This is a genomic window from Euryarchaeota archaeon (assembly GCA_016207515.1).
Classification (GTDB): Archaea; Thermoplasmatota; SW-10-69-26; order JACQPN01; family JACQPN01; genus JACQPN01.
In genome coordinates, this window is sequence record JACQPN010000023.1 from 97,124 (window position 1) to 123,021 (window position 25,898).

The following is a 25,898-nucleotide window of genomic DNA, read 5'->3' on the forward strand; positions in this document are numbered from 1 at the left end:
TTGTAATCCATGGGCCCCTGAGCAAAGGGCCGCAGAGAGGGAAGGTCAGTCGGTCTTGCGGCACAAAGGGCGAAATGCGTCCTCGGGCACCGCCTTGAAAGTAATTGGCCGCAAGGCGACGGCCGCGAATGCGGCCAACCCCCGACTCACGTGCTCGCCCCATGGCGACAGGCGAATGGCCGCCCTAGACATCCTCATGGGATGCGCTCCAGCCCGGGAGGAGGCGGCGCTGACCACCGTGTTCCAAGGAGTGGCGGGGGCCTTGAAACCAAAAAGCCTTTTAAGCGTCCCGTTGTCAGGAAACGAGAACCGCAAGATGGCGAAAAAGGACAAAAGCCTCGAGGACCTCGACGCGGAGCTCGCGCGCTTGGAGGCCGAGCTCAAGGACCTGGAGAGTGGAAAACCCCCGCCCGCGAAGCCCGAGAGCGGCAAGAAGGCGAAAAAAGAAAAACCCCCGAAACCCGCCAAGGCAGGCCCTCCCACGGCCACGCTGCCCAAAGAGGGCCCCAAGAGGGACCTTCCCAAATTGCCGAAGGTCGGGCTTGGTGGCCTTGGAAAACTGAAGTTGCCCGCCCGCCCGGGAAAACCCGGACCCGTCACTCCGAGCGAGCCGGTCCAACCGGCGGCCGCCCCCGAGCAATTGGAGTTGGAACTCGTCCGAGAGGAGAGCGACGCGAAGGACCTCGCGGCCCCCGAAACCCATCTGGAAAGGGAGGCCGCTCTCGCGGCCACGGACCCAAGCGTCCAATGGAAGAGAGACGGGCGCGTGTGGCGACGGGAACCCGACGCCACGGAGCCCCGCTTCGAGAGGCGCCGCCTTGACGCACAGGGGAATATCGTCGACGAGGGGCCCGCCGACGGGCGTGACTTCGGCCTCGAGCCACAACGCCCGGCAGGGTTCTTGAGCCGCTTCGCTGACGAACGCGAAGCCGTGCGTGCCCCCGCGCCCGCCGGGAAAGGGATCCTTTCCGGTGCCAAGTTGCCGCCTATCTTCGCACGGAAAGGCACCGGCGAGGCGGCCATGTCAGAAACCGTTCCGGCAGAGTCGCCACCCGCACACGAAGCCGCGAAGAGCCCTGGAAAACCTAAGATCCTGTTCAAGCTGCCCGCCCTTGGAAAAAGGAAGAGCCCTGCTCCACCGGCACCCATGTCAAGCCCTCCATCTCCCTCCGGCGGACCCCCCGCCATCGGCAAGGCGCCACGCAAGAAAAAGCGACGCGGCCTGGGGATAATCGTCGTCATTGTGGTGGTCGCTCTGCTTCTTGCCGTCGTCGTCCTACCAGCAGGGCTCGGGCTCGATCCCACGGGCGTGGGCTCGCGCCTTGGCCTAGTGCGTGGTGGAGGGGGCGGCGGGGCCGGCGGCTTCAACCCATTCGCGCCGGCGGTCCCGGTCGCGAAGATCCGCGTCGAATCCCCGACGGTGGCAGCGGGCGCTGAAGTCGAATTCGACGGCGCCGGGTCGTTCGACCCGGCGAACTCGGGCCTCCAATATTCCTGGGATTTCGGCGATGGCTCGGCGATGGCGACGGAAAGCATCGCGACGCACGTGTACGCCGCGACTGGTGCCTTCACCGTCAAGCTCACACTGAAAAGCGGCAAAGGTGCGACCGCCACTGCGACGCAACCCATGACCGTCCTGGCGGCGCCCGTTGCGTCCTTTGTGGTCCTAGCCAACAATTCCGCCATCTCGCCGACGAACCCCGCATTCGAGAAGATCACCCAGGTCACCCTGGACGCAACCGCAAGTTCGAGCGCCAACGGGGCGATCACAAGCTACGTGTGGCGCTTCCAGGACTCGACGACCTCGAGCGGAAAACAGGTGACCAGGACGTTTCCGACGTTCGGGGCAAGCGAGGTCGAATTGACGGTGGTCGACGCCGCCGGCCTTCAGACGGTTTCGAAGACACGCATCCCCATCTCGTTACGTGACACCAGGACCTCCGAGGTCCCTGCCTCCCAACAGGCCCCTTCGTTTTCGAACGAGACTTTCAGCGTCCTTGAATCGAAGACCCAGGGTTTCACGCCTGTCAGTGTGCGGGTCTCGCTCGTCTTCAACCCGGCCGTGGCCACGGACAACACGGTCATCACGCCGCCGGGGCAAGTGAACCCGAACAACCTCGACCTCCGACTTCTCGATCGGGATCTCGCGGTGGTGGGGACGAGCGCCACCGACGGAAGCCCCGAGGAAGTAACGGTCGCCAACCCGAAGGCCTTCGTCCTCGGGCAATGGACGGCGGAGATACGGCGCAACCAGGGCGGGGCCAACCCGCACCCGTACTCGATAACGATAGAGGTCGTCTATTCCGTGCTAGCGTGATCAGGGGGGCCGTCGCGCAGGGGCACCGCTGCCTTTCAGATGCCGAGCAGGTTGCGGGCGATGACCAGGCGCTGGACCTCGCTCGTCCCTTCGTAGATCTGCGTCACCTTCACGTCCCTGAAGTACCGTTCGACGACGGCGTCCGTCGTGTAACCTGTCCCGCCATGGACTTGGACGGCTTTCACGGCGATCCGCATCGCGCTTTCCGTCGCAAGCAGTTTCGCCATCGACGCCTCCTTCGTGAACCGCCTGCCTTTGTTCTTCAAGTCGGCGGCGCGTAGTATCATCAGGCGGGACGCCTCGATCTCGGTCGCCATGTCCGCTATCGGGAAGGCAACCCCTTCGTTGGCCCCGATCGCTTTGCCGAACTGTTCCCGGCGGCGCGCATAGTCCAAGGAGTCCTCGAGGCAGGCCCTTGCTATCCCCACGGCCTGGGACGCGATCCCCAGGCGGGAGGCGTCGAGTGCCCTCATCGCTATCTTGAACCCCTCGTTTTCCTCCCCAAGGCGGTTGGCCGCCGGCACTTCACAGTCGTTGAAGTGCATCTCCACGGTGTTACTGCCCCTGATCCCCATCTTCTCCACGTGAGCGCCCACGATGACACCGGGCGTCTCCCTTTCCACGACGAAGGCCGAGATCCCGCGGGTCCCCGAATCGGTGGACGTCTTCGCCATGACTATGTAGAGGCCCGCGTGCGCCCCGTTCGTGATCCACGCCTTGGTCCCGTTTATCCGGTAGACGTCGTCGTGCCTTTCGGCCGTCGTGGTCATGGACCCGACGTCGGAACCAGAACCGGGCTCTGAAAGGCAGAACGCGCCCAACCTCTCGCCGCTTGCAAGAGGCGGGAGGAACCTCCGTTTCTGCTCCTTGTTGCCAGCGTCCATGATCGGGTGGGTAACGATGGACGTGTGGACGCCGTAGGTCACGGACGTCGCAGCGCAGTGACGCGCCAGCTCCTCCATGATGTGGCAGTAGGTCACGTAGTCGAGGCCTGCGCCGCCGTACTCGGGGGGCGTGAGGGGCCCGAGAAGGCCCAGTTTCGCCATCTCAGCGAGAGTCTCCTTTGGAAAGGCCTCGTCCTCGTCCGTGCGTTTGGCGCGGGGTGCAACGTGGTCGAGCGCGAATTGCCGCACCATCTTGAGGACGGCGGATTGGTCCGCCGAAAGCTCGAAGTCCAGTCAACCACCCCGATACGCGGGCTTGCGTTTCGCTAGGAACGCCCCCATGCCTTCCTTCTGGTCGTCCGTTGCGAACGTGAGGCCGAAAAGCTCGCGTTCAACGCCGAGCCCCGCTTCTAGCCCGAGCGACTGGCCGGTCTGGATCGCCTTCTTCGCGAAGGCCACCGCCACGGGCCCCGTCGCGGCAATCTTCTCCACCAAGCGTAGACACGATGGGATGAGCTCCTCGGGTTCGACCACGGCGTTGAGAAGGCCGTGTCCGAGCGCCTCCGTCGCTTTCAACCGGTCGCCCGTGAAGATCAGTTCCTTGGCCTTGGCCTCGCCAATGATCCGGGGCAATCGTTGCGTGCCGCCGAAGCCGGGGATCGTCGCCAGGGTGGTCTCTGGAAGTCCGAGCACCGCGTTCGACGATGCGATGCGGATGTCGCACGCGAGCGCGAGTTCGAGGCCTCCGCCGAGCGCGTAGCCGTTGATCGCCGCGATTGTGGGCTTTGCGCTCGAAAGCATCGCCACGACCAATGCCTGCCCTCGGCTGGAGTACTCCCTCGCATCGATGGGTGTCATTGCCTTCATCTCCGCGATGTCCCCCCCGGCCACGAACGATTTGGTGCCGGCGCCCGTGAAGATCACCGCACGCGTCCCGGCTCTTCCCTCGGCCGCTCGAAACGCTTGGGTCAGCTCGTCGATCGTCTTCGTGTTGAGTGCGTTGAGGGCTTCCGGCCGGTTGATCATGATCACCGAAGCGGCACCCATTTCCATGACTTCGACCGCCATGATATCGCCTCCCGATGACCGGACACGTTATAGGGTTTTCCTGGGTCACGGTAGGCGAGGTCGCGGGCCTTGGTCGTAGCAGCGCGAAGACCGGGAAGGCCGTTGCCTTGCTCATCAGCCCCGGCGCGCATCTTGCGGGTCGGACAGCGCCCTTCCGGACGGACATCGTTATGTACGTGGATGAAAATCGTCCGACCGTAACCCCCTTGTTCAAGAGAGTACTGGTCGCGAACCGGGGCGAGATCGCGGTTCGCGTGATGAGGACGCTTCGAAGGCTTAGGATACAAAGCGTCGCCATGTATTCCGACGCGGACGCGAGGACGTTGCACACGCGATCCGCCACCGAGGCGCATCCCCTTCGAGGGACGTTGCCCGCCGAGACGTATCTTGACCAAGAGAAGATCCTCGAGATCGCCAAGACAACAGGCGCCGATGCCGTGCATCCGGGGTACGGCTTCCTCTCCGAGAACCCGTCCTTCGCGGCGGCCGTGGAGGCGGCAGGGATGAGCTTTATCGGTCCGTCCCCGTCGGCGATGATGGCACTCGGTGACAAGGTGAAGGGAAGGGCCGCCGCCTCGAAAGCGGGTCTCCCCGTGGCGCCGGGGAGCCTTGCCGGCCTTGCCGACGCGGAAGAGGCCTCGACGGAGGCGAGCCGGATCGGTTTCCCGGTGATACTGAAGGCTTCGGGCGGCGGCGGTGGGATAGGGATGCGCATAGTCAGGACGCCGCAGGACATGGCTCGCGAATTCGCCGCGGCGAAGGCCACGGCCGATTCTGCGTTCAAGGGGAGCGCGGTCTTCGTCGAGAAGTTCATAGAGCGCCCGCGTCACATCGAATTCCAGTTCATCGCGGATTCCCACGGGAATTGCGTGTACTTCCCGGAGCGTGAGTGTAGTGTCCAGCGACGGTACCAGAAACTCATCGAGGAGTCCCCGTCGCCGGGTGTTTCCGACGTGGAGCGACGGCGAATAGGTGCGCTAGTGACGCGGCTTGCCCTCGACGTGGGGTACGAGAACGCGGGCACTGCCGAATTCCTCCTCTCCGACGGCTCGTTCTACTTCAACGAGGTGAATGCCCGGCTCCAGGTCGAACACCCCGTCACGGAGGCCGTCTGCGGCGTCGACCTCGTGGAGCTGCAGCTGCGCGTTGCGGCTGGAGAGGCGCTTCCCATCAGGCAAGACGCGATCGCCGCGCGCGGCCACGCAATAGAGTGCCGGATCAACGCGGAGGACGTCAGCCGTGATTTCGCCCCTTCCCCGGGGCACGTGCGCGTTTACGAAGCGCCCTCTGGTCCTTTCGTCCGCGTCGACGGTTTTCTGGCGGCGGGCGACGACGTGGTGGAGCACTACGACTCGTTGATCGCCAAGGCCATCGCGTGGGCGCCGACGCGGGACGAGGCGATCGACCGCATGAGGGCGCTTCTCGAAGACTTCCGCATCGAAGGGCCCGCGACGACGCTCCCCTTCCATCTTGCCGCGATGGGGGACCCAGGATTCCGGGCCGGACGGCTCTCGACAAGCTTTGTCGATGAATCGGGCATCCCCGCTCGGCTCAAGGCCGACGCCGACGCGAGGGCCGCGAGGATGACGCGGCTTGCCGCAGCGTTGGCCGCCGACATTCACGCGAACCCGTCGGGCGCCATCCGCTTGATGGACCGGCCGCACCGGGGATCCCCGGGGTCGAAGTGGGCGAACGCGGGGCGAGCGCGCCAAATGCGCGGGGGGAAGAGAGCGTGAGGTACTCCATTCTCATCGATGGCCATGAGTTCACGGCGTTCGTCCGACGCCTGGGCGCCGGGTTCCAAGTGGAGGTGAACGGCACCGAGGTCGAGGTCGTCCTCAAGGACGGCGTCTGGCACGTGGATGGCGTTGCGACACCGCTTACAGTCATCGGCGACCGGCTCGAGAGCGACGGGTCGGCCGTCGATGTACGCCTGCTTGCCGTGGGACGAGGGGAAGGCAGGCACGTGCATGGTTCGGGCGAGGTGCGTCCACCGTTGCCCGGAAAGGTGGTGGCGTTACGTGTCGCGGAGGGTGACGAGGTCAAGGTCGGAGAGACCCTGGTGGTCCTCGAGGCGATGAAGATGCAAAACGAGATCACCTCGCCTCGCGCTGGCCGCGTTGTGAGCGTCGGAGCAAAGGTGGGCGACACGGTGGACCCCACCACGGTGCTCGTCACCATCGCTTGAAGCGGATCGTCTTGGTCGCAATCGGTCGAAGCGGGGCGCCGCGACGCCGCACCTCGGAACCGGAACTCCTGTCCGCTCCCCGCGCGCTAGTGATAGTGTGTTTTGTCCGCAAAGCCCGACTGCGAAACCTCGTGAGAGCGTGTGCTCTCGCGGGAAAGCGGACGTTTTTCCATACGAATCTTCGAAGCTGATCAGATTCTGTCACCATCGAAGGTTACAGTGAATCGATGATAAGCGCGACCGCCGATGCCTTTATGGAGAAGGAGAGGAGGGGCGACGTTGAATCATCGCGCGGAAGGCATCGAGAGGCTCGTAAAGTACGGACTCACACAGTACGAGGCAAGAGCGTACCTGGGGCTTCTCAACATCGGGGGCAAGGCGACGGCGAGGGAAGTGTGCAGCCTCACTCGCATCCCGCGCACCAAGATCTATTCGGTGCTGGATGAACTGGAGCGTAAGCAACTCGCCGTCGCCATCTCTGACAAACCGCGCATCTACGAGGGCGTCCCGATAAACCTTTACCTCAAGAATTTCGAGGACAGGACGCGGGTCGCCTTGGCGAAGCTCGAGGAGGACAGGAAGACCATGGCGGGATCGAAGCAAGGGCCCGCCGAGCTTGCGAGGCGCCGCAGCAACTTCAACACGGTCAAGGGGCGGCGTAACGTCATCCAGAAGAAGCTTGACATGCTCCACCGCTGCGAGACCGACGTCTTCGAGCGCGGTACGGTAGGATCCGGCGTCAGGCTTGCAAACCTTCTCGAGCAGTATTCGGAGGCGGCCGCACGGGGCGTAAGGGTGCGATACCTCGGGCCAGTGACCACGGAGAATTCGGCGCAGCTACGTCTTTTTGGGACGTTCGCGATGCTTCGAAACGACCTCTTGGGAGGTGCGGCGTCGGAGACCATCATCATCGATTCGAAGGAGATCCTCATCACCCATTTTGTGCCCGACGACGGCGAGATGCTGAAAGGCGACGATGCGGCGATCTATAGCGACGATGAGGGTTTCGTGTCCGACATGGCCCGGACCCTTGAGCGGGCCTGGGAAGCCGGCGCGGCGGAGGATCTCGTCCGCAAAGCACCGGGGCGAGCCCAATCGTCGCGTGGAATCCACATGGGCCGCTAGGTCGGTGCGGCCCGTGAGACCGAGGCGTCCATAAGTGGCCCCTATGGACGCGCATACCTTTGGACCGTTCCCCCTCGGCTTGCTTCAGCTGAACGAGCGGGAAACGGGCTGCAGACTCATGGGCCAAATGCCGTTATCTTGAAGCCCGGTCCGCGAACGCGTCGAGGGCACCCGAGAGCACCCGGATCGCCGCGAGATACTCTTCGAGGTCGAGGCGTTCGAGCGGCGTATGGTCGAGCGAAGAGTCTCCCGGCCCATACGCGATGATAGGCACGCCCGGGTGCGCCTTCGAAAGGATGTTCATGTCGGCGGTGCCGGTCTTCTTGAGAAACGTCGGAGCGATGCCGTTGGCGCGCATCGATGAAATCATCGCCGAAACGAGTGGGTTGCTCTTTCCGGAAAGGACCGCGTCCACGGCTTCCGCGTACTCTATCGTCGCGGCGTCCCTCGAGGAGGACACGTGGCTTTCGAACGCGACCCGGTCAAAACCTGGTGGTGTCCGGACGTCGATCAACATCTCGACGCCTGCGTCGAGCCCGTCCCTTGCCGTGCGAAACTCTTTGAGCGTCGGCGTCACGTCGTTGAACCCGGCCCTCGCGCCGTTCTTAGGGTACTTCGACAGGATCGCCTCCCAGAAAGCCACGGCCTGCTCCGCGGGGCTTCGCTCGCCAAGTCCCGTGTGCGCCTCCGCTTGCCGCAACCGGTAGCGGATCTTCGTTGAGCCCTTGTACCCGATGGTGATGCCGGAGACCCCGGACGGCTCGCCGATGATGATCGCTGTCGGCGCGTACCTCGGGGCGGCGAAATGCGCTCCCCGACTGTCGCCCTCCTCGCCGACGGCGCCGATCACTATCACTTTGAGCCGGGCGTCGTCGACGAACCGGGAGGCCGCGACCGTGAAGGCGGCCAATGGGCCCTTGGCGTCGACGCTTCCACGCCCCCAAAGATGCCTTCCTTCGACCCTCACGGGGATTCTACCCGGGTAGGTATCGATGTGACCCAGAAGAAGCAGCGTGGTCTTGCCTGTGCCGGCGGTCCCAACCACGTTGCCGATGCCGTCGATACTCGCATCAAGCCCGAGGTCGAGCATCTGTTCCTCTAGGAAACCACAAGCTTCCTTCTCGCCTCCCGCGGGACTCTCGATGTCCACGAGTCCCTTGAGAAGGGCCAAAGAGCGCCCCGAGGAAGTCGCCTGCGCGGTCGAGCCATCCTCCTTCACTGTCCTTCAACTCCCGGTGGAAAGGACCCTGTCGATGCGGGACAGGGCGAAGTCGATCTGGTCTTGTTCCACAACGAGTGGAGGAAGCAGGCGGATCGTGGTCGCTCCAGCAGGAAGACAGATGACGCCCTCGTCTATCAGCGCCGTCAGCACCGGTCCGGCCCTTTCCCTTAGTTCGAGCGCGCACATGAGGCCGAGGCCCCGCGTCTCCCGGATCTTCGGGCTTTTCAAGGACCGTAGCCCCGAGAGAAGCGCGTCGCCCATCTTCGCGGCCCTTGCCGGCAGGTCGTTTTCCACGATGTAATCGAGCGTTGCGTTCGCGGCGGCGCAGACGAGCGGTGATCCGCCGAACGTGTTCCCGTGGGCCGCGACGGGGAGTGTTGCGACCTCGGGCCGCATCAACGTGGCGCCCGCTGGAAGCCCTCCAGCGATCGATTTCGCGACGCAGACGATGTCGGGTTCGCCCCCGAAGTGGTCGAGCGCCCACATCCGCCCCGTCCGGCCAAGGCCAGATTGGATCTCGTCGATGATGAGGAGGGCGCCGACGGCGCTCGTTATCCGCCGGGCGGCGCGGAGGTAATCGGGGGGGACGATTCTAACGCCGCCTTCCCCCTGGACGACTTCGATGATGAAGGCGGCCGTCTCGGACGTGACCGCTTTTTCCAGCTCGCCGTTGCTTCCGTGCGTAACGAAGGAGAACCCCGGGACAAGCGGTCCGAACGGTTCACGGTACTCGGGCTTGTAGGTGGCCGAGAGGGCCCCGAAAGTGCGCCCATGGAAGGCCCATTTCGTCGAGACTATCCCGGTCTTGCCTGTCGCGGCGCGGGCGAACTTTATGGCCGCCTCGACGGCCTCGGCACCCGAGTTCGAGAGGAAGGTCTTCGAAAGGCCATTGGGCGCGATCTTCGCGAGCCTGTCGAGAAGTCCCGCGCGTTCCTCCGTGAAATGGGTCTGCGGGACGTAGATCAACTTGTCGGCCTGGCGTTTGATCGCCTTGACGACGGCGTCGTTGTTGTGCCCGACGTTCAAGACACCGTAATTCGCCCCGAAATCCAGGTATTCGCGGCCTTTCGAGTCCCACACCTTGACCCCCTTGCCGCGGACGATGTCCACATGCCGCTTCGGGAACACCCCGGATTCGTGCCGCGTCTCGATCGCCTTCATTTCCTCGAGATTCATGAGATCACCGTTCCCACGCCTTCGATGGCCCGCGTGAGGGGCTTCTCGACGCTCGCCAGGGCGAGTATGACGCGAGGTACACCTGCCTCGATGGCCTCCTTGGCGCCGAGGAGTTTCTTTTTCATCCTGCCTTGGGCGAACCTCTCGATGGTCTCGTCAATGGCCGAACGGGCGATCGCCGCGATCAAGGTCGACCTGTCGCTCGGGTCGCGTAAGACCCCCGGCACGTTCGTCAAGATAACGAGCGCCTCGGCCTTCATGGCGCCCGCCACCTGCGCCGCCGCCCTGTCGGCATCGGCATTCAGGACATCGCCCTCGTGGCCCAGCACGGGGACCCCGATCACAGGGACGTATCCATGCGAAAGGAGGAGCGTCAACAACGCCGTGTTCACGCCGTCGATGGTCCCGGTGTGGTCACCGCGAAGTATCATCGTCTTGCCGTGCTCCACGGACCGTACGGTGTCCTTCCTGCGGGCCATGAGGAGCCCCCCGTCGATCCCTGAGAGGCCGACCGCGTTGATGCCGGATTTCCTCATTCCTGCCACGAGCCTTGCGTTCACTCCCGCAAGCGCCATCGTGAAGATGTCCAGCGTCTCGGAGTCCGTGAAACGAGAAACGTGGCCTGATGGGGACGTGATGAAGCGCGGTGGGTGGCCCAACTTTTCCGAGAGGACGTTCGCCGCGTCGCTACCCCCATGGACCACGACGACGTCACGGCGGCCCCGCAGGTCCTGGACGATCTTTTCGGTCGCGACGCCCGCCGCGCCCCCGATCTTCAAGACGATCACCGCCATCTTCACACCGGGTGTAGCCCCACGAAGTCGAGGCCGCTCTTTTCTGGCAGTCCCAAGGCGATGTTCATGTTCTGTACCGCTGCCCCGGCGGAGCCCTTTGTGAGGTTATCGAGCGCCGATATCACGACGAGGCGGTCCGTGCCTTCCTCGCGCTCGAAGCCGATGTCTATGAGATTGGTCCCCGCTAGCATCTTCGGCTCGGGGAGGCGGTTGATGCCGTCCCGCTCCTTGACTATCCTCACGAACGGCTCGCTTCCATACGCCTCGCGATAGAGTTTCCAGATGTCCTTCTCGGAGATCTCCTCTTTCAGGAACACGTGGCTCGTCGTGAGGATCCCACGGACCAGTTCCACCGCGTGGGCGCTGAAATGCACCGTCGGGGCCACGCCGGCCACCGTCAACTCCTGCACGACCTCCGCTGCGTGCCGGTGTCCCGTCGGGGCGTAGGCCCGGACGATGCCGCTACGCTCCGCGTGGTGTGTGCCCCTGTTCGATTCGGCGCCTCCCGCGGACGAACCGACCTTGCTGTCTATGATGACGCGCGACGGGTCGGCGATACCTCGCATGAACAGTGGCCAGAGGGGGATGATGGCGGAAGTGGCGATGCATCCGGCGCCGCTCACGATCAAGGCAGGTTTGATTTCTGCACGGTGGAGCTCGGCGATCCCATAGACGCTTCTCGAAAGGAGTTCCGGGTCCGAGTGCTCCCCGTAGTGGTGCTCGTATGTCTTCGCGTCGCGCAGGCGAAAATCCGCAGACAGGTCGAAGTAGCGGTCGCATTTGTCCATCAGTTTCCGGGCGTTCGGTGCGCTCTTTCCGTGGGGCGCGCACGACACGATCACGTCGGATTCGCCGACCTCCGAATGACGGACGTATTTGGCATCGGTGACCTTCCGTAGGTTTGGGTGCGTCGAGGAGACCGCTTTCCCCGCGAACCTGTCGCTCGTCGACTCGCCGAGTTCAACGTTTGGGTGACGTAGAAGCAGGCGTACGAGTTCGCCGCCGGTGTACCCGGAGGCGCCGACGACAGAGACGCGGAAACGGCCCGTCAATGGTCGCGCCCCGCGGTAGGACAACCGGCCTTCAACGCTTTCCCACCTCGATGACGTGGTCCATGATCTTTCCGGGGATATCGACGCCCGTCGGGGCCACGCTGTTCTTGAACTCCATCGTATAGTTGACCTCGTGGACGGTGTAGCCCGATCCCGTCTCCATGACGTCGAGCGCCAGTACGCCGCCGCCGACCGCGCGAGCGCCGGCGAGCGACATCGCGTGTAGTTCCTTGTCGATGGGGGCCTTCTCGGCGTTTCCACCGCGGGCCGTGTTCGTGATCCAATGCTCGGAACGCCGGTAGATGGCGGCGATCACCTCGTCCCCGACGACGAAGACCCGGATGTCGCGACCGGGCTTGTTCACGTACTCCTGGACGTAGAAGATGCTGTGTAGATAGGAGCCCAGCGTCGCCTTGTGCTCCACTATCGCCTCCGCCGTGTAGCGGTTGTCGATCTTCGCCATGAGCCGTCCCCACGAACCGACCACCGGTTTGAGGACACTCGGATAGCCCATCTCGTCGATGGCCTTGAGGGCGGTGTCTGGATCGAAAGCGACGCGTGTTTTCGGGGTGGGGACACCGGCCTTCGCGAGCCGTAGCGATGTTTCCCACTTGTCGCCGCAGACCCGGGCGACGTCGTACGTGTTCACGGTAGGGATTCCGTGGTGTTCGAGCGAGCGTAGCGCATAGAGGGCGTGGCTATGGCTGATGCAACGTTCGAGGACGACGTCGTAATCGTCCCATCGCCGGTTTTCGGCAAGGGAACCGCCCGGCTGCACCCTTCCGTCCGGAAAGACGCGCGGGTCGTGGACGTCGAAGATGAGTTCACGATCGTCTATGAGTTCGAGGTCTATCCCCCGCTTCTTGGCGGCGTCGATGATCATCTTCTCGTCGAGCCGGATGCGCGAGTAGAGCATGCCGACTTTCATGGCGAACGCTCCATAGGGGCCGCGTTGACCTCGTCAAGGAGACGCGTGAGCGCTGCGTCCGCGACGTCGTTGAGGCTTCGTTGCTTCACCAACGTGAGGACCTTATCCACCTCGCCATCGCTCACCTTGAACCCGAGCTCCTCCAATCGGTGACGGACGGCGTCGCGGCCAGAGAGTTTGTCCACCACCATGCGTCTTCGCCTGCCTACAAGGTGGGCGGGGATGGATTCGTAATGGGCCGGGTCCTGGAGCACGGCGGAGACGTGGAGTCCCGCGTTGTGGCTGAACGCGTTGCGCCCCACTATCGGGGCCTGTGGGCTCAAAGGTATGCGGCTGTGGACCTCGACCACTTCGGAGAGGCGCGGCAGGAGCTCCAGCTTCCACGGGTTGTCGGCCCCGAGGCGAAGCTTCAGTGCGGCGGCCGTCTCCGCGAGGGGGGCGATCCCGGTGCGTTCGCCGAGTCCGTTCACGGAGACGTCGACGACCACGGCGCCCGCTTCGACGGCGGCGAGGCTGTTCGCGACCGCCATGCCAAGGTCGTTGTGGCAGTGCATCGACACCGGTGCGTGCACCTCGTCGATCAACCGTTGGACGAAATCATAGGTGCGCCTGGGCGTCATGAACCCGGTCGTGTCCGCGATGCCTATCCTGTCCGCACCAGCCTCCCTTGCGGCGCGGGCCACGCGTACGACTTTCGAGAAGTCGCTTCGGACGGTGTCTTCCGGCGTGTAGCGCACCTTCACGCCCCGTTCCTTGGCGTAGGCGACGCAATCGCTGATGAGCGACACGGCCTGGTCCACGTTCTTCCTGAACTGACTTTCGAGCCTGCGGTCGGCGACGCTGAAGAAGATGCCTACCCAATCGGCGCCGGCCTCCACCGCTTTGTCGATGTCGGCGCGCATCGCCCTCGAGTGCGCGACGATCTCCGCGTCGAGCCCCGCTCCGGCGACTTCCTTCACAGCCCGGAAGATCTCGCTCGAGACGGCCGGATGGCCCGCCTCGATGAATTCGACGCCGAACCCGTCCAAGAGGCTTGCGATCTCCAGTTTCTCCTCGACGCTGAAGGAGACGCCGGGCGTCTGTTCGCCCTCTCGCAAGGTGCTGTCGAGCAGTTTCACCATGTTCGCCTATTCGCCCCAGTCTTCCTTCTCTTCGGGCGCGTGCTCGAATTCGACGGGCGTGAGGTTCACGACCTCCAGTTCCACCCCGCAGTCGGGGCAACCTATGATCTCGCCCACCACCGGTTCCTTCGTCGCTATCTCGTACCCGCATTCTATGCATTCGGCCATCTTAGGCACCTCCGTCAACGCTTGTCATCTCCTTCAATACCAGTCGGCTCCTTGTCGAGGAAACCTCTTTCATCTGGCGCACCCGCTCGACGATCTCGTTCAGCGAGTCCGTGGCCGGGACACCGATGAGGACGAGGATGTCGTTCTCGCCAGCCACTTCCCAGACGTTTTCGACGCCGCGCCAGGAAGCGATGAGGCGCGAAACGTGGTCCGTGGGGACGTTGGCGTTGACTTTGACCTCGACGAGTGCCTTGATCGTGGACCCGCCGGTGCGAAGCGTGAATTGGCGGATGCTCCCGTCGGCCACGAGCTTCTTCACCCGGGCCCGGATGGTGCCTTCGCTGGTCTTGAGGCGTGTTGCGATCTCCACGTAGGGTTCTCGGGCGTTACGCCGCAGCATCTCTATGATTTCCGCATCCAATGCATCCATGAAACCACCGTTTTTCGTAGGAGGGATGCGAGAACCACGGTGTACTACATAAATATTTTCCCGGATTCGCACCACTCTTGTGGAAAACAGAGTCTTGTCCTGTGGCGGCCCACGAAAATGGTGGCACGCACCCGGGCGGCCACAGCGCGTGCCTATTCCTTCTGGTCCTTGGCCCGTTTCTCCCGTTCAGCGTCGGCCTTCGAAACGATGGTCGCCGGCGGCCCCGCGTCCTTCATTCCGCGTAGCGCGGCCTGGCTTTTCATGACAGGTTCGGTGCCGGTTTTCGCGGACCTTGAAAGCACATCGAACGAGCGTGACGACGGCGCCACGAGCCCGCCTTTGGCCGCTTCCGGCGGCGGGGATTTCGTGGGCCCTGCCGCAAGCGCCCTCATCACCGCATTGCTCTTCGCAGCGGCCAGGGTCGCTTGCGCGTTGGCGGCACCGAGTGGCGTCGCCACAGACGTCGAGGCCGGCCGTGCGGGTGATGCCGTGGATCCCAGTGCCCGCGCCACTGCGTTGCTCTTGGCGAGCGCGACCTGCGGGACTCCTATCGGTGACGGGAAAGCATCGTCTTCATCGCCCGCGCCGCGTCGTGCCGCGCGCGAGCGAAGCACCATTCGGGCAAGGACAAGGCTTTCCCCGCCGACGACTGCGCCGAGCCCCAACGTGAGCCACATGAATAGGGGCGGTACGCCCGGGACGATGGTCTTGATCTGGACGGTGCGCAGGCTGAAGTGCGGGATGGGGAGTGTGATGATGAGCGAGGTGTCGTCTGCGGCCGCGCCGACGCTGGTCGAGTCGAGGCGTAGGCCGTCGAGCGCCAGTTCGAGACCGCCGCTACGCATGATCTCGGCGGGAAGGATGAGCCTCACGGGTTTCTTCGCTTGTTCGCTTCCCGCGTAGACGCCGATCGTCCAGGTGTCATCGACGCCGTTGAGCCCGCTCCACCAATCGGTGATGCCGGTCTCGGAAGCCACATCGATCTGTGCCTTGCTCCCGGCCCACCCCACAGCGGCCATGCGGTCGCTCGCAAGGTACACGACACCGATCTCCTCGGCGTCCTGGCGTGCCAACTCCATGACTCCCGCGTAGCGCGTAGCGGCAGAACTCTTCACCCGGTAGGCGAGGAGGTATTCGGCGGCGACGACCTCTGAGACGCCCGCGTGGTCGATGGTTAGGATGAGGACCCGGCCTTCCAGGTGGAGCGTCGCTTTGGAGACGTCTCCAGAAAGGACAAGGCCCGCGACCTCGGTGGAATTCGGATCGTAGACCGCGAACCAACGGTTGGTCCTACCCTCCAGGGTGAAGGTCAAAAGGTCGGTCTCTTCGATGGGGATGGCCTTGATCGTGCCGTCGGCGTCGGTCGTCGCAAGCCATGAGCCCGGCGTCGCCGGAAGTTCGGCCACGGTTTCGATGGTCACCAGGTCGCCCGCACCAGAGCGAAGACTGGTCCTCACGTCGACGTGCATGGTGCCCTCCAGGATCGTGGAGGTCCGCGTCGCCGTGGCCGTGCCTGACGACGCCGTGGTCTCCAGGTAGAGCCTGCCGTCGGCGAAGTCATCGCGTCGCGTCGCCGTGCCTCGAAGACCGGAGACGTCGACGGCCTCAAGTCCCACGTGGGCTGAAGATGGCGGGATGGAGCGCAGAGCAAGGCCCCCGATCGAATGCGTGGTCTCGCCGCCAGCTACGCTCGTGAGAGCGCCGAGCACGTTCCTCGACGTGAGGACCGCCCCGTCGAATTCGACCGGCGTCGGTTTCGGCCTGAAGACCCCGTAGAGGTACGCTTGGCCATCGCTTGATTCAAGATAGTCCGATCCCGCCTCGCCCGAGAGTTCCGCTTTCTGCCAGGAGGATGGGTAGTCTTCGCGATGGGCGAGTCTCGCCGCATATGCTTCCTTGTAGTAACCGAAGGTCCCCCGCGTGGCGTCGATGGATTGGGTCGCAATCTGGCTGTTGGGAAGGATTCGGACCTTGGAACTGGCCTTGGCGTTTCCAACAGAGACGGTCACGATGTCGTCGCCGGGCATGAAGGGTGCCACGTACGTCGCGCCGTTGAGCGTCCCTCGGATCGCCGAGAAGGAAGTCTCCGCTTCGAGGACGTTGCCGAAACCGTCGAATGCGGTAGCGTGGAACTCGAGGGTATCACCTGCAAGCATACTTGCCTTCGCCGGGTCGAGCGTGAGACGCGCCAAGGGTGCCCCCAGGATCCTGATCGGAATAGACGCGGCGATCCCGGCCTGCTTGACCACTACGTTGCAGACGGTCACGATGGAAGGCGCTTTGAACCGGCCAGAGTCGTCGATGTCGCCGCAATCGCTTGTCCATTGGAGGCCGTAGGCGCCCGACAGACCCACCTCATTGTCGAAGAGGTCGAGGCCGGTCGCGACGATCGACACCTCGCGCCCCACTTCGACTTCCGCCTTCTCTGGTGAAAGCACTATCCGGCGAAGGGCCGAGGAGACAACGTGGATCCTGGCGTCGCCGACGGTCAAGCCGGCAAACGCGCTCACAACACATTCCCCGACCGCGAGCGGCGCCGTGAAGACGCCGTCTCTCGACACCGTGCCACAGGTGGACTTCCAGCCGGGGCTCACGGGCACACGGTTACCAAACGCGTCTGCACCATTGGCTCGAAGGGCCAATTGGCCGCCGGCGGGAACTGCGACCCCGATGGGAGTAACGCTGATGCTGTCGAGGCCGGCCACGATCTCGACCAGGATCGACGCGGTGAGCCCGAGTTCCGAGTAGGTGAACGTGGTGGTGCCGGGGTCCGTCGGCGCCTCGAAATAGATGTCGCTTCTTAGAAGCGAGACGCTGTTTCCGAACTGGTCGAACCCGAAGAGGTCGAACCGGCCGGAGGTGCCAGTAGGGAGGAATTCAGGTCCGGTGATCTTGATCTTCGCCAAGACATCGGAAACCACCTGGACTCTCTTGCATCCGGTGACCACGCCTTCCGTGTGGCACACATCGTAGCCGCCCGCCTGCGTTGGCGCGAGGAACACCGTCGTGTATTTCGAAAGCGGCGCCCAATCGCCGATGTCGTTTGCGCCTCGAAGCTCATACACTTCAGTGGTGCCAGCCACCACGCTTGCCGGCCCTGTGACAGCGATGCTACGAAGCGGCGGCTGAAGGCCGAAGAGGGCGAACGAGGAGAATTGTCGGAGTGTCACGGAATACCTGTAGTATCCGTCGATAGGCAGTGGCGCGAGAAGGGTCGCACGGATGTCAGAGCGGACAAGTTCGCCATCCGAGTATTCGGCGAGTCGTACCGAGGCGGGGTCGAGGTGGCGCTCGTCAAAGTATGACGCCGACACACGGAGGTCGGCGTTCATCTCCTTGATCAGCGCGTTGAGCGCCACCGTGTCGGCTTCCTCCCCATCGATTGTGGCGCGGACGGTGAAGAACATGCCGGGTTCTTCGGACGATAGAAGCCCAGCGAGCAGATCTGTCAGGTTCGAGGCATCGACTTCGACCGGTGGCGTCGCAAGGTTTCCTTCGCGAGTCTCAAGGGTCAATGCGACGTTCGTCGCGGCGGCGCCGAATCTGATGGTGGTTTCGTCGAGCGCGGCCTTCGCCGTCGCGGCGTTGATCGTCGTCACCGTGATGTTCGCATCGGTCTCGGCCGCGGCGATTCCTATTGCGTACTGGGTGGCGACGGTTTCCTGGATCTTCCCCGTCGAAACGGTCGCGGCGACCGTAGTGTTCGTGCTCGCATTTGCCCTTAGGCTCGTCACGTGCACTGGCACTCGGGTCGTGAGGCCGGCCTTGGAGGCCGTGACGAACACCGTGCCGTCTTGTGAGCCGGCCGTGAAAACGCCGCCCGACGGCGTGATGGAGCCCAGACTGACGTTATCCACCTCCCAACTTACGTTCTCAAGCGGGACGGGGTTATGGTTCAGGTCATGACCCGCGGAGACGAATTGCATGCTTGCGCCCGTTGACAGCGTGGCCGTCGATGGTGTCACGGAAATCTCGGCGAGTGTTCCCGCGATGACCTCGATACGGGCCGTCGCCGCCGCGTTTCCTATCCTAGCGGTGACGTCGGTGGTTCCTACCTTGAACGCTTTGAAAACGCCTCCCGAGGAAAACGTGCCGACGGTGGGATTCTGGGCCGCGAACTTGGCGGCGACTCCACCCACCTCGTTGCCTTCGTCGTCGTAGCCTGTGACGGCGATGAACTGGTCCGCGCCGGCGGGCATCATCGCGAAGTCGGGCGCGATCTCGATGCGCGAGACGAAAGCGGATTGGGTGATCGCCTCGACGGTCGATCTGCCGGAGATGCCGCTGCCGGTCTCCCTCGCTTCCACCGATGCAGATCCATCCGAAAGGGCCCGGAATGCGCCCGTCGCCTGGTTCACTACACCGACATCGGTGTTGTTCGAGCGCCACGTGAACCGCGCCGAGGGGACGACGTTGCCATCGCGGTCCGAAGCCACGGCCTTGAAGGAGAGGGCGCCGGGCACGACGACGCGTCCGCTTGCGGGACTGACCGCGACCCTAGAGACCGGCCCATGGATGGTGAACGAGACCGAATCCGCGAAGCTGTTCCCCGCCTCGTCAGTGACGGTCAGCGTGATGGTCTTTGCACCGGTCGAGGCGAATGGGATGCGGTCGCCTGCCTGGCATGGGAAATCGATCGGGTCTTCGGACGTCGTGCAGGTCTTCGAGACTATCGAGGACCCGGTTCCGCCGGCCCGGAAGTCGAGCGTCACGTTCTGCGAGCCGATGGATTCGCCGGACCTCGGGGAGACGATCCTGACGGTCGCCGGGACCGTGTCGATGGTCAGCGAGGACGCGTCGTTGAGGCTTGAAGGGTTTCCTGCCAGGTCTGCCGCAAAGATCTCGATTATCGCGTCGCCTTGCTCGTCTTCCGCGTCAACCTCGTACGTGTACGAGAAGACCAGGTTCGACTCCTGTTCGAAAGCCGCAAGGTTGCCGTTGATCGTGACGATGGGCGGCTCTGCGACCGGCTCGTCGCTCACGAATGTCAAAGTGACCTGCCCGGCCGTCGAGATTTGCGGCTCGACATGAAGCTCGGCCAAGGCCGGTGGGATCGTATCGACCGTGAAGGAGACGGCTTTTTCGAACACGTTGGCCGCCTGGTCAGCGACCCGCACAACGATGCGCTTCTCCCCTTCGGACGCGAAATCGAAGGTGTCCCCCGAGATACAAGCGGAAAACGGGTCGCCGTCTACGCTGCATTCTCTCGACACCACGTGAGTACCGGTTCCATCATCGTCGAAAAGGAGTGTGATCGACCGCACGTTCACGTGGTCACCGTCGAAGGGTGCTCGGAAATCGATCTCGGGCGGCACCGTGTCCACGGTGATGTCGACCGATTCGACCTTTGCGTTTCCGGCCGAGTCCTTCACCCGTATCGAAAGGGTCTGCAATCCATCGCCGGGGAATTCGAGATCCGTCGCAGCGGTGCATGGGATCCACCCTTGACCGTCGGAGAGGTCGCATGACCTTGATGCGACGCCCGAAGTGTCGTCGGAATCCGTGAAGTTCAGGAGGATCCTCGTCGAGTTGGAGATCAGCGCCTGGGTCGGCGAAAGGACGAGCAGTTCTGGCGGGGCCCGGTCCTGCTTGACGGTGGTCGTCCTGTTCTGTCCGGTGTTCCCGACAGAATCAACACCCCGGTGGGTGACCTCATAGGAACCGTCCGTGGCGATGGAGAACGGGTTGGTGAGAGGCGTCGGCGCGGGGCCGTATGTCTCGAAAGTCGTCGAAACGCAATCCATGGTCTCATCTTCGCACGAGACGCCAACAGTCACGTCGGTCACGAACCACCCGTTCTCGCCGTCCGGCGCCTCAGGGTCGGTGACCACGAAGGTGCTCGGTGCAACCGTATCAATCGTGAATAGGCCCACCTCGTGTTCCAGTGGGTGGCCGGCAAGGTCGGTGCCGGTGACCAAGACCGATGCCGCGCCCTGTTCGTCCAGGGCGGAAACGTGGTAGATGAAGGTGAAGTTCAGGTCCGCACCGCTCTGGAAAGGCGCTGAATCCCCGTTCACGGTCACCTCAGGGGCGGCCTCCAAGGCCTCGGAAGACTGGATCGTGATCGTCAACGGCCCCACCGTGGTCGCGGCTGCGGAAGCACTGATATCGGTGACGGAAGGTGCTGATGTGTCGATATCAAACGTCCGGTTCAGGGGCCCTGCTAGGTGGCCTGCGTTGTCCTCCACGTACCACTCGAAGCGGTGCGATCCGTCCCCGGTGACCGTCACAGGGCCCTCGTAGTCCTCGTAGTCGGCGCCATCGATGCTGAAGTTCGCGTGGGCGTCTTCGGGGAAGGAGATGAACACCTCGACATCGGAAACGTAGATGGCGCGTCCACCGAGTCGATCACCGGTGAGGATGACCGTCGTGTTTGGCGCAGACCGGTCGATGATGAAGTTCACGTTCTGAGCGGCCTCGGCAAGGCCGTTACCGGCCTCGCTTTGGAAGGTCAGATTGTGACTGCCATCCGCGGTCACAGTGAAAGGGGCCGAGTACACGGTCATGGGTCCCCCGTCGAGAGCGTAGGACGTTGAAGCACCGCTCGGTCCGGACGTCCTTGACAGGGAGACGTCGACGGCCGTCACATAGATTTCGTGGGCACCTACGCCCCCCGTAAGCGTTGCCGTGGTCGTAGGCGTCGTGCGGTCGATCTTGAAGTCGCGTGCAGCCGTGGCGGTGTTTTGAGCGGCGTCCCTCGCGCTAAAGACCACTTGGTGCGTGGCGGACTCTGAGCAGACGGAATCTAGGGTGGTATCGCCGGCGAAATAGAAGGGGGCCCCGCCATCGACGGACGCGCTCCAGTTGGTGATGCCCGACGAGGGCCCTGGATCCTCTGCCTCTAGGATCGGACTCACGCAGCTCGTGAACCAGTCCCCTGAACCGAGCGTGCCACTAAGCGTCAGCGCGGCCTCGGGTGCGACCGTGTCTATGACGAGCGTGGTCGTATCGACGTGAGTGCCGGTATTCCCGCTGCCGTCGGTGACGTCGATTGCAATCTCGGCGCTCCCTTGTTCGTCGAAGTCGTCGATTCGGTAATCGAATACTATGGAAGCCCCGGAGTGGCTAGCGAAGCTCGCCGGGTCCCCGTTCACCGTGAGTCTGGGGCCAAGGCCGTTCGCAGGCCTAAAGAGGACGATCTCGGAAAGATGTCCGCCGGGAGCGCCGCCTCCGAACAACAACGCCGCGCTTCCCGTCCACACCGCGGCGGCGGATTCTCGACCGGGCGCCAGTTCGACGTCAAGAACCGTGATCTTCTCCAGGCCAGGGTCATACTCGACGATCTGGTCAACTTCCGCAGCGCCCTCAACGCCTCCGAAAACGAAGGCCTTCGTGCCGTCCGATGCGATACTCGCGGCGTGCCGAGCCGAAGGGAGGACGGAGGCAATCGTCATAGCGACGTCTGTCCTAGGGTCGTAGCGGACGATCTCGTCCAGCGCGGTGGACCCGTCGTCTCCGCCGAGCACGAATGCGTGGCTCCCGTTCCAGAAAGAGCTTGCCGACATGCGCCCCGAAGGAAGGGAAGCGCCCATCGTGACCAACGTGTCCTCGAACGGGTCGAACATGAGTATGTCGTCGAGGCGCGTCCCGTCGTGGCCTCCGAAAAGAAGTACGTGTCGGCCGTCCCAGACGGCGGCCATGTCGTATCGTGGCGTTGGAAGGGTGGCGACCATCGGCGTGATCGTGTCTTCCATGGGGTCGTAGCGTAGTATCTCATTCTTGAACGCTCCATCCCAACCGCCGAAGATGTAGGCTTTGCCCGCGGCCCAGACAGCGCTCGTTCCGTAGCGCGCACTGGGGAGGACGGCATCCATCACCGTCGTCTCATCGGCAACGGGGTCGTACCGGACGATGGCGTCAGTTCTCCCGCTTGGAAGCGCTCCGCCGAAGATGTAGGCGTTTGATCCGTCCCACACGGCGCTGTGGATTCGGGTCGCTCCGGGAAGTCGAGCGCCGGCCACGGCGAGCGTGGTCTCATCGGTGCCGATTGCGATCGTTTCCGAGAAGTCGAGCGAGATCGTCACATTGCCTGCCTTGGCGGGGTTAGGGGAGGCGGATATCGAGACGAGTTGCGGAGCCGCCGTGTCGACCACCGCTTCAAGTACCTCTGGCGTACTCATGAGGGCCACGTCGTCAAAGGCCTTCGCGCGTAGCACGAGCGTCCCATCCACGCCGCTCGGGACTTCGAAGAATCCGGCGCCTGACTCTTCACCGTCGTCGAACCGTTGGATCTCGTGGACGGTTTCGAGGTTCGTCCCGCTTAGAAGCTCGATCTGGAACTTCTGGAGGGGACACCCGTCGGTGAATCCGCTTGGACACGTGTCATGCGCGGCGAAGAGGTAGCGAAGGTCCTGGCCGACTTGCCAAGTGGCGATCGGGGGATCGAGCGCAAAGACGGTGATCGTGGGCGGCGTACCGTCGACGTAGACCATCGGTTGTTGCGCGGGCCCGACGGAGTGGTCCTCCGACGCGCCGGTGGAGCGGACCTCGAAGGAGACGATGGCATTGTTCACGGTCGCGGCGCTTTTCTTGATGCTGAAACCCAAGGTGATCGACGACGCTTCCTTGGCGCCCTGGAATTCCAAGAAGGGTCTTCCGTCGGGCTCGGATCCTTGCGATGTGACGAAGGTGTGTGGACCGCCGCCAAAAAACACTTCTGGTACGCAGTCGACTTGGTCGTCGGTCGGACCTTCGCATGGGTCGCCAGTGGCGAATCGAGTCCCGACGAACAGGAATCCGGGCGGAACGATGAAACGTATCGTTTCGGGCGTGGCGATCAACGCGGTGTCGACGGTGAAGTTGAGGTCGAGTTGCGTAGATGCGGAGATAGGGCCACGGACGTGGCTCTTGGCGACGACGGCCGTGACCGTCCGGTGGGCTGCCTCAGCTTCGAAGGCGGTGAAGGGCAATGCCGACGTGGTAAGAAGGACGAATAGCGCCAAGGCTCTCGTGATCTTTCGGGATCGTGATGCGTCGGTGGATCGGCTCACTTATCAACCGCCTCCGTTCCCTTCTTCATGCCTTCGCGGGCCTCGAGGGTCCCAATCGGCTCAGCCCCGAGTTTCGCGGGGGCGGTCTGCGCTGGAAGGGCGTGGGCCGGCTGAGGACCAGAGGCGGCGTCGGTTCCTTCGGGGTCGGCTCCGGCATTCTCGGGTGTGACCGCCGTTTCGGTGCGTCCACCGCGGACGACCTTGACGACTTTCAATACCACGAAGTCGCCTTCCGCGATGTCATGGAGTTCACGGATCTCTTTGGGGATGGTGATTTTCGAGTTCTCGTAGACACGCCGCGTGAATTCGACATGGGCGGCGTCGCTGCCTGAGGAAGAAACGTGTGCCCTTCGCCTACGATGCCCCGCCGCCATTCTCTTGTGCCCCTTCCGGAAAGGACCCTTCACGACGAGTGAAGGCTTTTCACTTTCCTCGATCCGTTCCCGTGTCAGCGTATCCTCTAATAAACCTGATTGTGCGCCGGTTATCCAAAAACGGGGTATGCAAGGGAACGGTTGCGACCAAACGGTTGATTGGTGGCATTAGGGCACCAAGACCGGCGACGGCGCCGAGTCCGACCGGGCGTGGGCTCCGGGCCTATGGCCACCGTTTTGCTCCAGGGTGAGAAGTGGCATCCGTGGTTTCGTCGGGGGATACCATCGGCGCCGTTCCCGGATCCGGGACCTACCGGCCGACGCAAGGGGCGGTGCAGACGGCGCCGCAGTCGAAACCCACATAAGACATTAGGAGTATCGTCGGTTCCCGTGTGCCTATGAAGTACATCGTGGTCACGGGCGGTGTCTTGTCAGGTCTTGGCAAGGGCATCACCACTTCTTCCATCGGTCGCCTCTTGAAAGCCCGCGGCGTGCGCCTCGCTGCGGTGAAGATCGATCCGTACGTGAATTGCGACGCGGGCACGATGAACCCGTTCGAGCACGGCGAGGTCTTCGTCCTGGACGACGGCGGCGAGGTAGACCTCGATCTTGGGAATTATGAGCGTTTTCTCTCGGACAACATGAGCCGGCAGTCGAACATCACCACCGGCACCGTGTACAAGAGCGTCATAGAGAAGGAGCGACGCGGCGACTATCTCGGAAAGACCGTCCAGATAATCCCCCACGTCACTAACGAGATCCGCGAGCGGGTCAAACGGGTGGCGAAGGACGCCGATGCGGAGGTCTGCCTCATCGAGGTCGGCGGCACCGTCGGCGATATCGAGTCGATGCCGTTCCTCGAGGCGTTGCGCCAACTGCGCATCGAGGCCGGGCGCGAGAACATGGTCTTCATACACACCACACTCGTGCCGGTCCTTGGCGTCGTCGGGGAGCAGAAGACGAAGCCGACGCAGACAAGCGTCAAGGAGCTTCGATCCCTTGGGATCGACCCCGAAATGATCGTCTGCCGCTCCTCCGAACTCCTCGAACCTAAAACGAAGGCCAAGATCGCATTGTTCTGCGATGTCGACGAGCGGGCGGTGATCGGCGCTCCCGACGCCCGCACGATCTACGAAGTCCCGATGACGCTCGCCGAGCAAGGTGTCGACGAGTGGCTCATACGACGCCTTTCGATAGAGGCGCACGAGAACGACCTCTCCGATTGGCGCTCCTACGTGGAACGGATCGTGAACCCGAAGTTCTTCGCGGAAGTCTACGTCGTCGGCAAGTACACTCACCTCGCCGACTCGTACCTGTCGATAACGGAGGCGTTCACGCACGCTGGTGCGGAACTCAACACGCGCGTCAAGGTCCGTTGGGTCGACGCCGAGCAGTTCGAGAAAGACCCGTCGAAGGTAGCCGAAGTGCTCCAGAACGCGCATGGCATACTCGTCCCCGGCGGGTTCGGCTCGCGCGCGACCGAAGGGAAGATGCTCGCGATCAAGTACGCCCGCGAGGCGGAGATACCGTTCCTCGGCATCTGTTTCGGCTTCCAACTCGCCACCTGCGAGTTCGCTCGGAGTGTATGCGACCTTCAAGGCGCGAATTCGACGGAGGTGAATCCGGACACGCAGCACCCGGTCATCGATATCCTGCCCGAGCAGCGCACCGTACAGGGCCTCGGGGGGACCATGCGCCTCGGCGCCTCGCCGATCAAGATAACGCCCAACTCCAGGGCCCATCAACTCTATGGCAAGACCGAAGCCGCGGAAAGGCACCGCCACCGCTACGAGGTCAATCCGGGCTATATCCCGAAGTTGGAAGCGAAAGGGCTTCGCTTCGTCGGAAAGGACCCGACCGGGAACCTCATGGAGATACTCGAGTTGCCTTACCACCCGTTCTTCGTCGGGAGCCAATTCCACCCAGAGTTCATGTCGCGGCCCATGAGACCCGCGCCGCTCTTCCATGGGTTCGTCGAGGCCGCCAAGGAACGGATGTTGCGATCGGGCATCCATGAAGCAGTGAAGGCGTAAAGTGGCTAGACCAGGCATCCGCGAACGG

17 protein-coding genes are annotated in these 25,898 nt (G+C 63.4%); 5 read left to right on the top strand and 12 right to left on the bottom strand.

Going from position 1 to position 25,898, the window contains the following annotated elements:
* Positions 1-175: 175 nt before the first annotated feature.
* The gene (locus tag HY556_10630; protein ID MBI4394228.1) at positions 176-2,317 is read left to right on the top strand and encodes a PKD domain-containing protein; all 2,142 of its coding nucleotides are present in this window, start codon (positions 176-178) and stop codon (positions 2,315-2,317) included.
* A gap of 35 nt (positions 2,318-2,352) precedes the next feature.
* Here the strand turns inward: HY556_10630 and HY556_10635 are convergent, their stop codons facing one another.
* Together HY556_10635 and HY556_10640 are read right to left on the bottom strand one after the other, a co-directional pair.
* Positions 2,353-3,495, bottom strand: a complete 1,143-nt coding sequence (locus HY556_10635; GenBank protein MBI4394229.1) for an acyl-CoA dehydrogenase family protein — start codon at positions 3,493-3,495, stop codon at positions 2,353-2,355.
* On the bottom strand, positions 3,496-4,269 hold the full coding sequence (locus HY556_10640) for an enoyl-CoA hydratase/isomerase family protein (protein MBI4394230.1): 774 nt from the start codon (positions 4,267-4,269) through the stop codon (positions 3,496-3,498). It abuts the gene before it with no gap.
* Between the two features lie 206 nt (positions 4,270-4,475).
* Between HY556_10640 and HY556_10645 the strand changes: the two genes are divergently transcribed.
* The 3 genes from HY556_10645 to HY556_10655 all read left to right on the top strand — a co-directional run bounded on the left by HY556_10645 (position 4,476) and on the right by HY556_10655 (position 7,582).
* Positions 4,476-6,005, top strand: coding sequence for an ATP-grasp domain-containing protein (locus HY556_10645; GenBank protein ID MBI4394231.1), 1,530 nt, complete (start codon positions 4,476-4,478; stop codon positions 6,003-6,005).
* Complete coding sequence (locus HY556_10650) at positions 6,002-6,457, top strand: biotin/lipoyl-binding protein (protein MBI4394232.1); 456 nt, start codon at positions 6,002-6,004, stop codon at positions 6,455-6,457. The genes HY556_10645 and HY556_10650 overlap by 4 nt, the downstream gene beginning before the upstream one ends.
* Positions 6,458-6,736: 279 nt before the next feature.
* Entirely contained in the window at positions 6,737-7,582 is an 846-nt protein-coding gene (locus HY556_10655; GenBank protein MBI4394233.1) for a TrmB family transcriptional regulator, read from the top strand.
* 133 nt (positions 7,583-7,715) lie between these two features.
* Here the strand turns inward: HY556_10655 and HY556_10660 are convergent, their stop codons facing one another.
* From HY556_10660 to HY556_10705, 10 genes are all read right to left on the bottom strand, one after another.
* Complete coding sequence (locus HY556_10660) at positions 7,716-8,801, bottom strand: [LysW]-lysine hydrolase (protein ID MBI4394234.1); 1,086 nt, start codon at positions 8,799-8,801, stop codon at positions 7,716-7,718.
* Between the two features lie 6 nt (positions 8,802-8,807).
* A complete protein-coding gene (locus HY556_10665; protein ID MBI4394235.1) occupies positions 8,808-9,980 on the bottom strand; it encodes an aspartate aminotransferase family protein in 1,173 nt (390 codons plus the stop codon).
* A complete protein-coding gene (locus tag HY556_10670; GenBank protein ID MBI4394236.1) occupies positions 9,977-10,768 on the bottom strand; it encodes a [LysW]-aminoadipate kinase in 792 nt (263 codons plus the stop codon). Before HY556_10670 ends, HY556_10665 begins: the two co-directional genes overlap by 4 nt.
* Positions 10,769-10,776: 8 nt before the next feature.
* Positions 10,777-11,826, bottom strand: coding sequence for an N-acetyl-gamma-glutamyl-phosphate reductase (locus tag HY556_10675; GenBank protein ID MBI4394237.1), 1,050 nt, complete (start codon positions 11,824-11,826; stop codon positions 10,777-10,779).
* Positions 11,827-11,857: 31 nt separating this feature from the next.
* Positions 11,858-12,754, bottom strand: coding sequence for a lysine biosynthesis protein LysX (lysX, locus tag HY556_10680; GenBank protein MBI4394238.1), 897 nt, complete (start codon positions 12,752-12,754; stop codon positions 11,858-11,860).
* Positions 12,751-13,875 (bottom strand): homocitrate synthase, encoded by a 1,125-nt coding sequence (lysS, locus tag HY556_10685; protein MBI4394239.1) that lies wholly within the window; start codon positions 13,873-13,875, stop codon positions 12,751-12,753. The genes lysX and lysS overlap by 4 nt, the downstream gene beginning before the upstream one ends.
* Positions 13,876-13,881: 6 nt before the next feature.
* A complete protein-coding gene (gene lysW / locus HY556_10690; GenBank protein MBI4394240.1) occupies positions 13,882-14,043 on the bottom strand; it encodes a lysine biosynthesis protein LysW in 162 nt (53 codons plus the stop codon).
* Between the two features lies 1 nt (position 14,044).
* On the bottom strand, positions 14,045-14,473 hold the full coding sequence (locus HY556_10695; GenBank protein ID MBI4394241.1) for an Lrp/AsnC family transcriptional regulator: 429 nt from the start codon (positions 14,471-14,473) through the stop codon (positions 14,045-14,047).
* Between the two features lie 152 nt (positions 14,474-14,625).
* A complete protein-coding gene (locus HY556_10700) occupies positions 14,626-23,463 on the bottom strand; it encodes a hypothetical protein (protein MBI4394242.1) in 8,838 nt (2,945 codons plus the stop codon).
* Entirely contained in the window at positions 23,460-23,837 is a 378-nt protein-coding gene (locus HY556_10705) for a hypothetical protein (protein ID MBI4394243.1), read from the bottom strand. Before HY556_10705 ends, HY556_10700 begins: the two co-directional genes overlap by 4 nt.
* A 398-nt stretch (positions 23,838-24,235) precedes the next feature.
* On the opposite strand from HY556_10705, the gene pyrG reads away from it, so the two are divergent.
* A complete protein-coding gene (gene pyrG / locus HY556_10710) occupies positions 24,236-25,870 on the top strand; it encodes a CTP synthase (glutamine hydrolyzing) (protein MBI4394244.1) in 1,635 nt (544 codons plus the stop codon).
* Positions 25,871-25,898 lie beyond the last annotated feature (28 nt).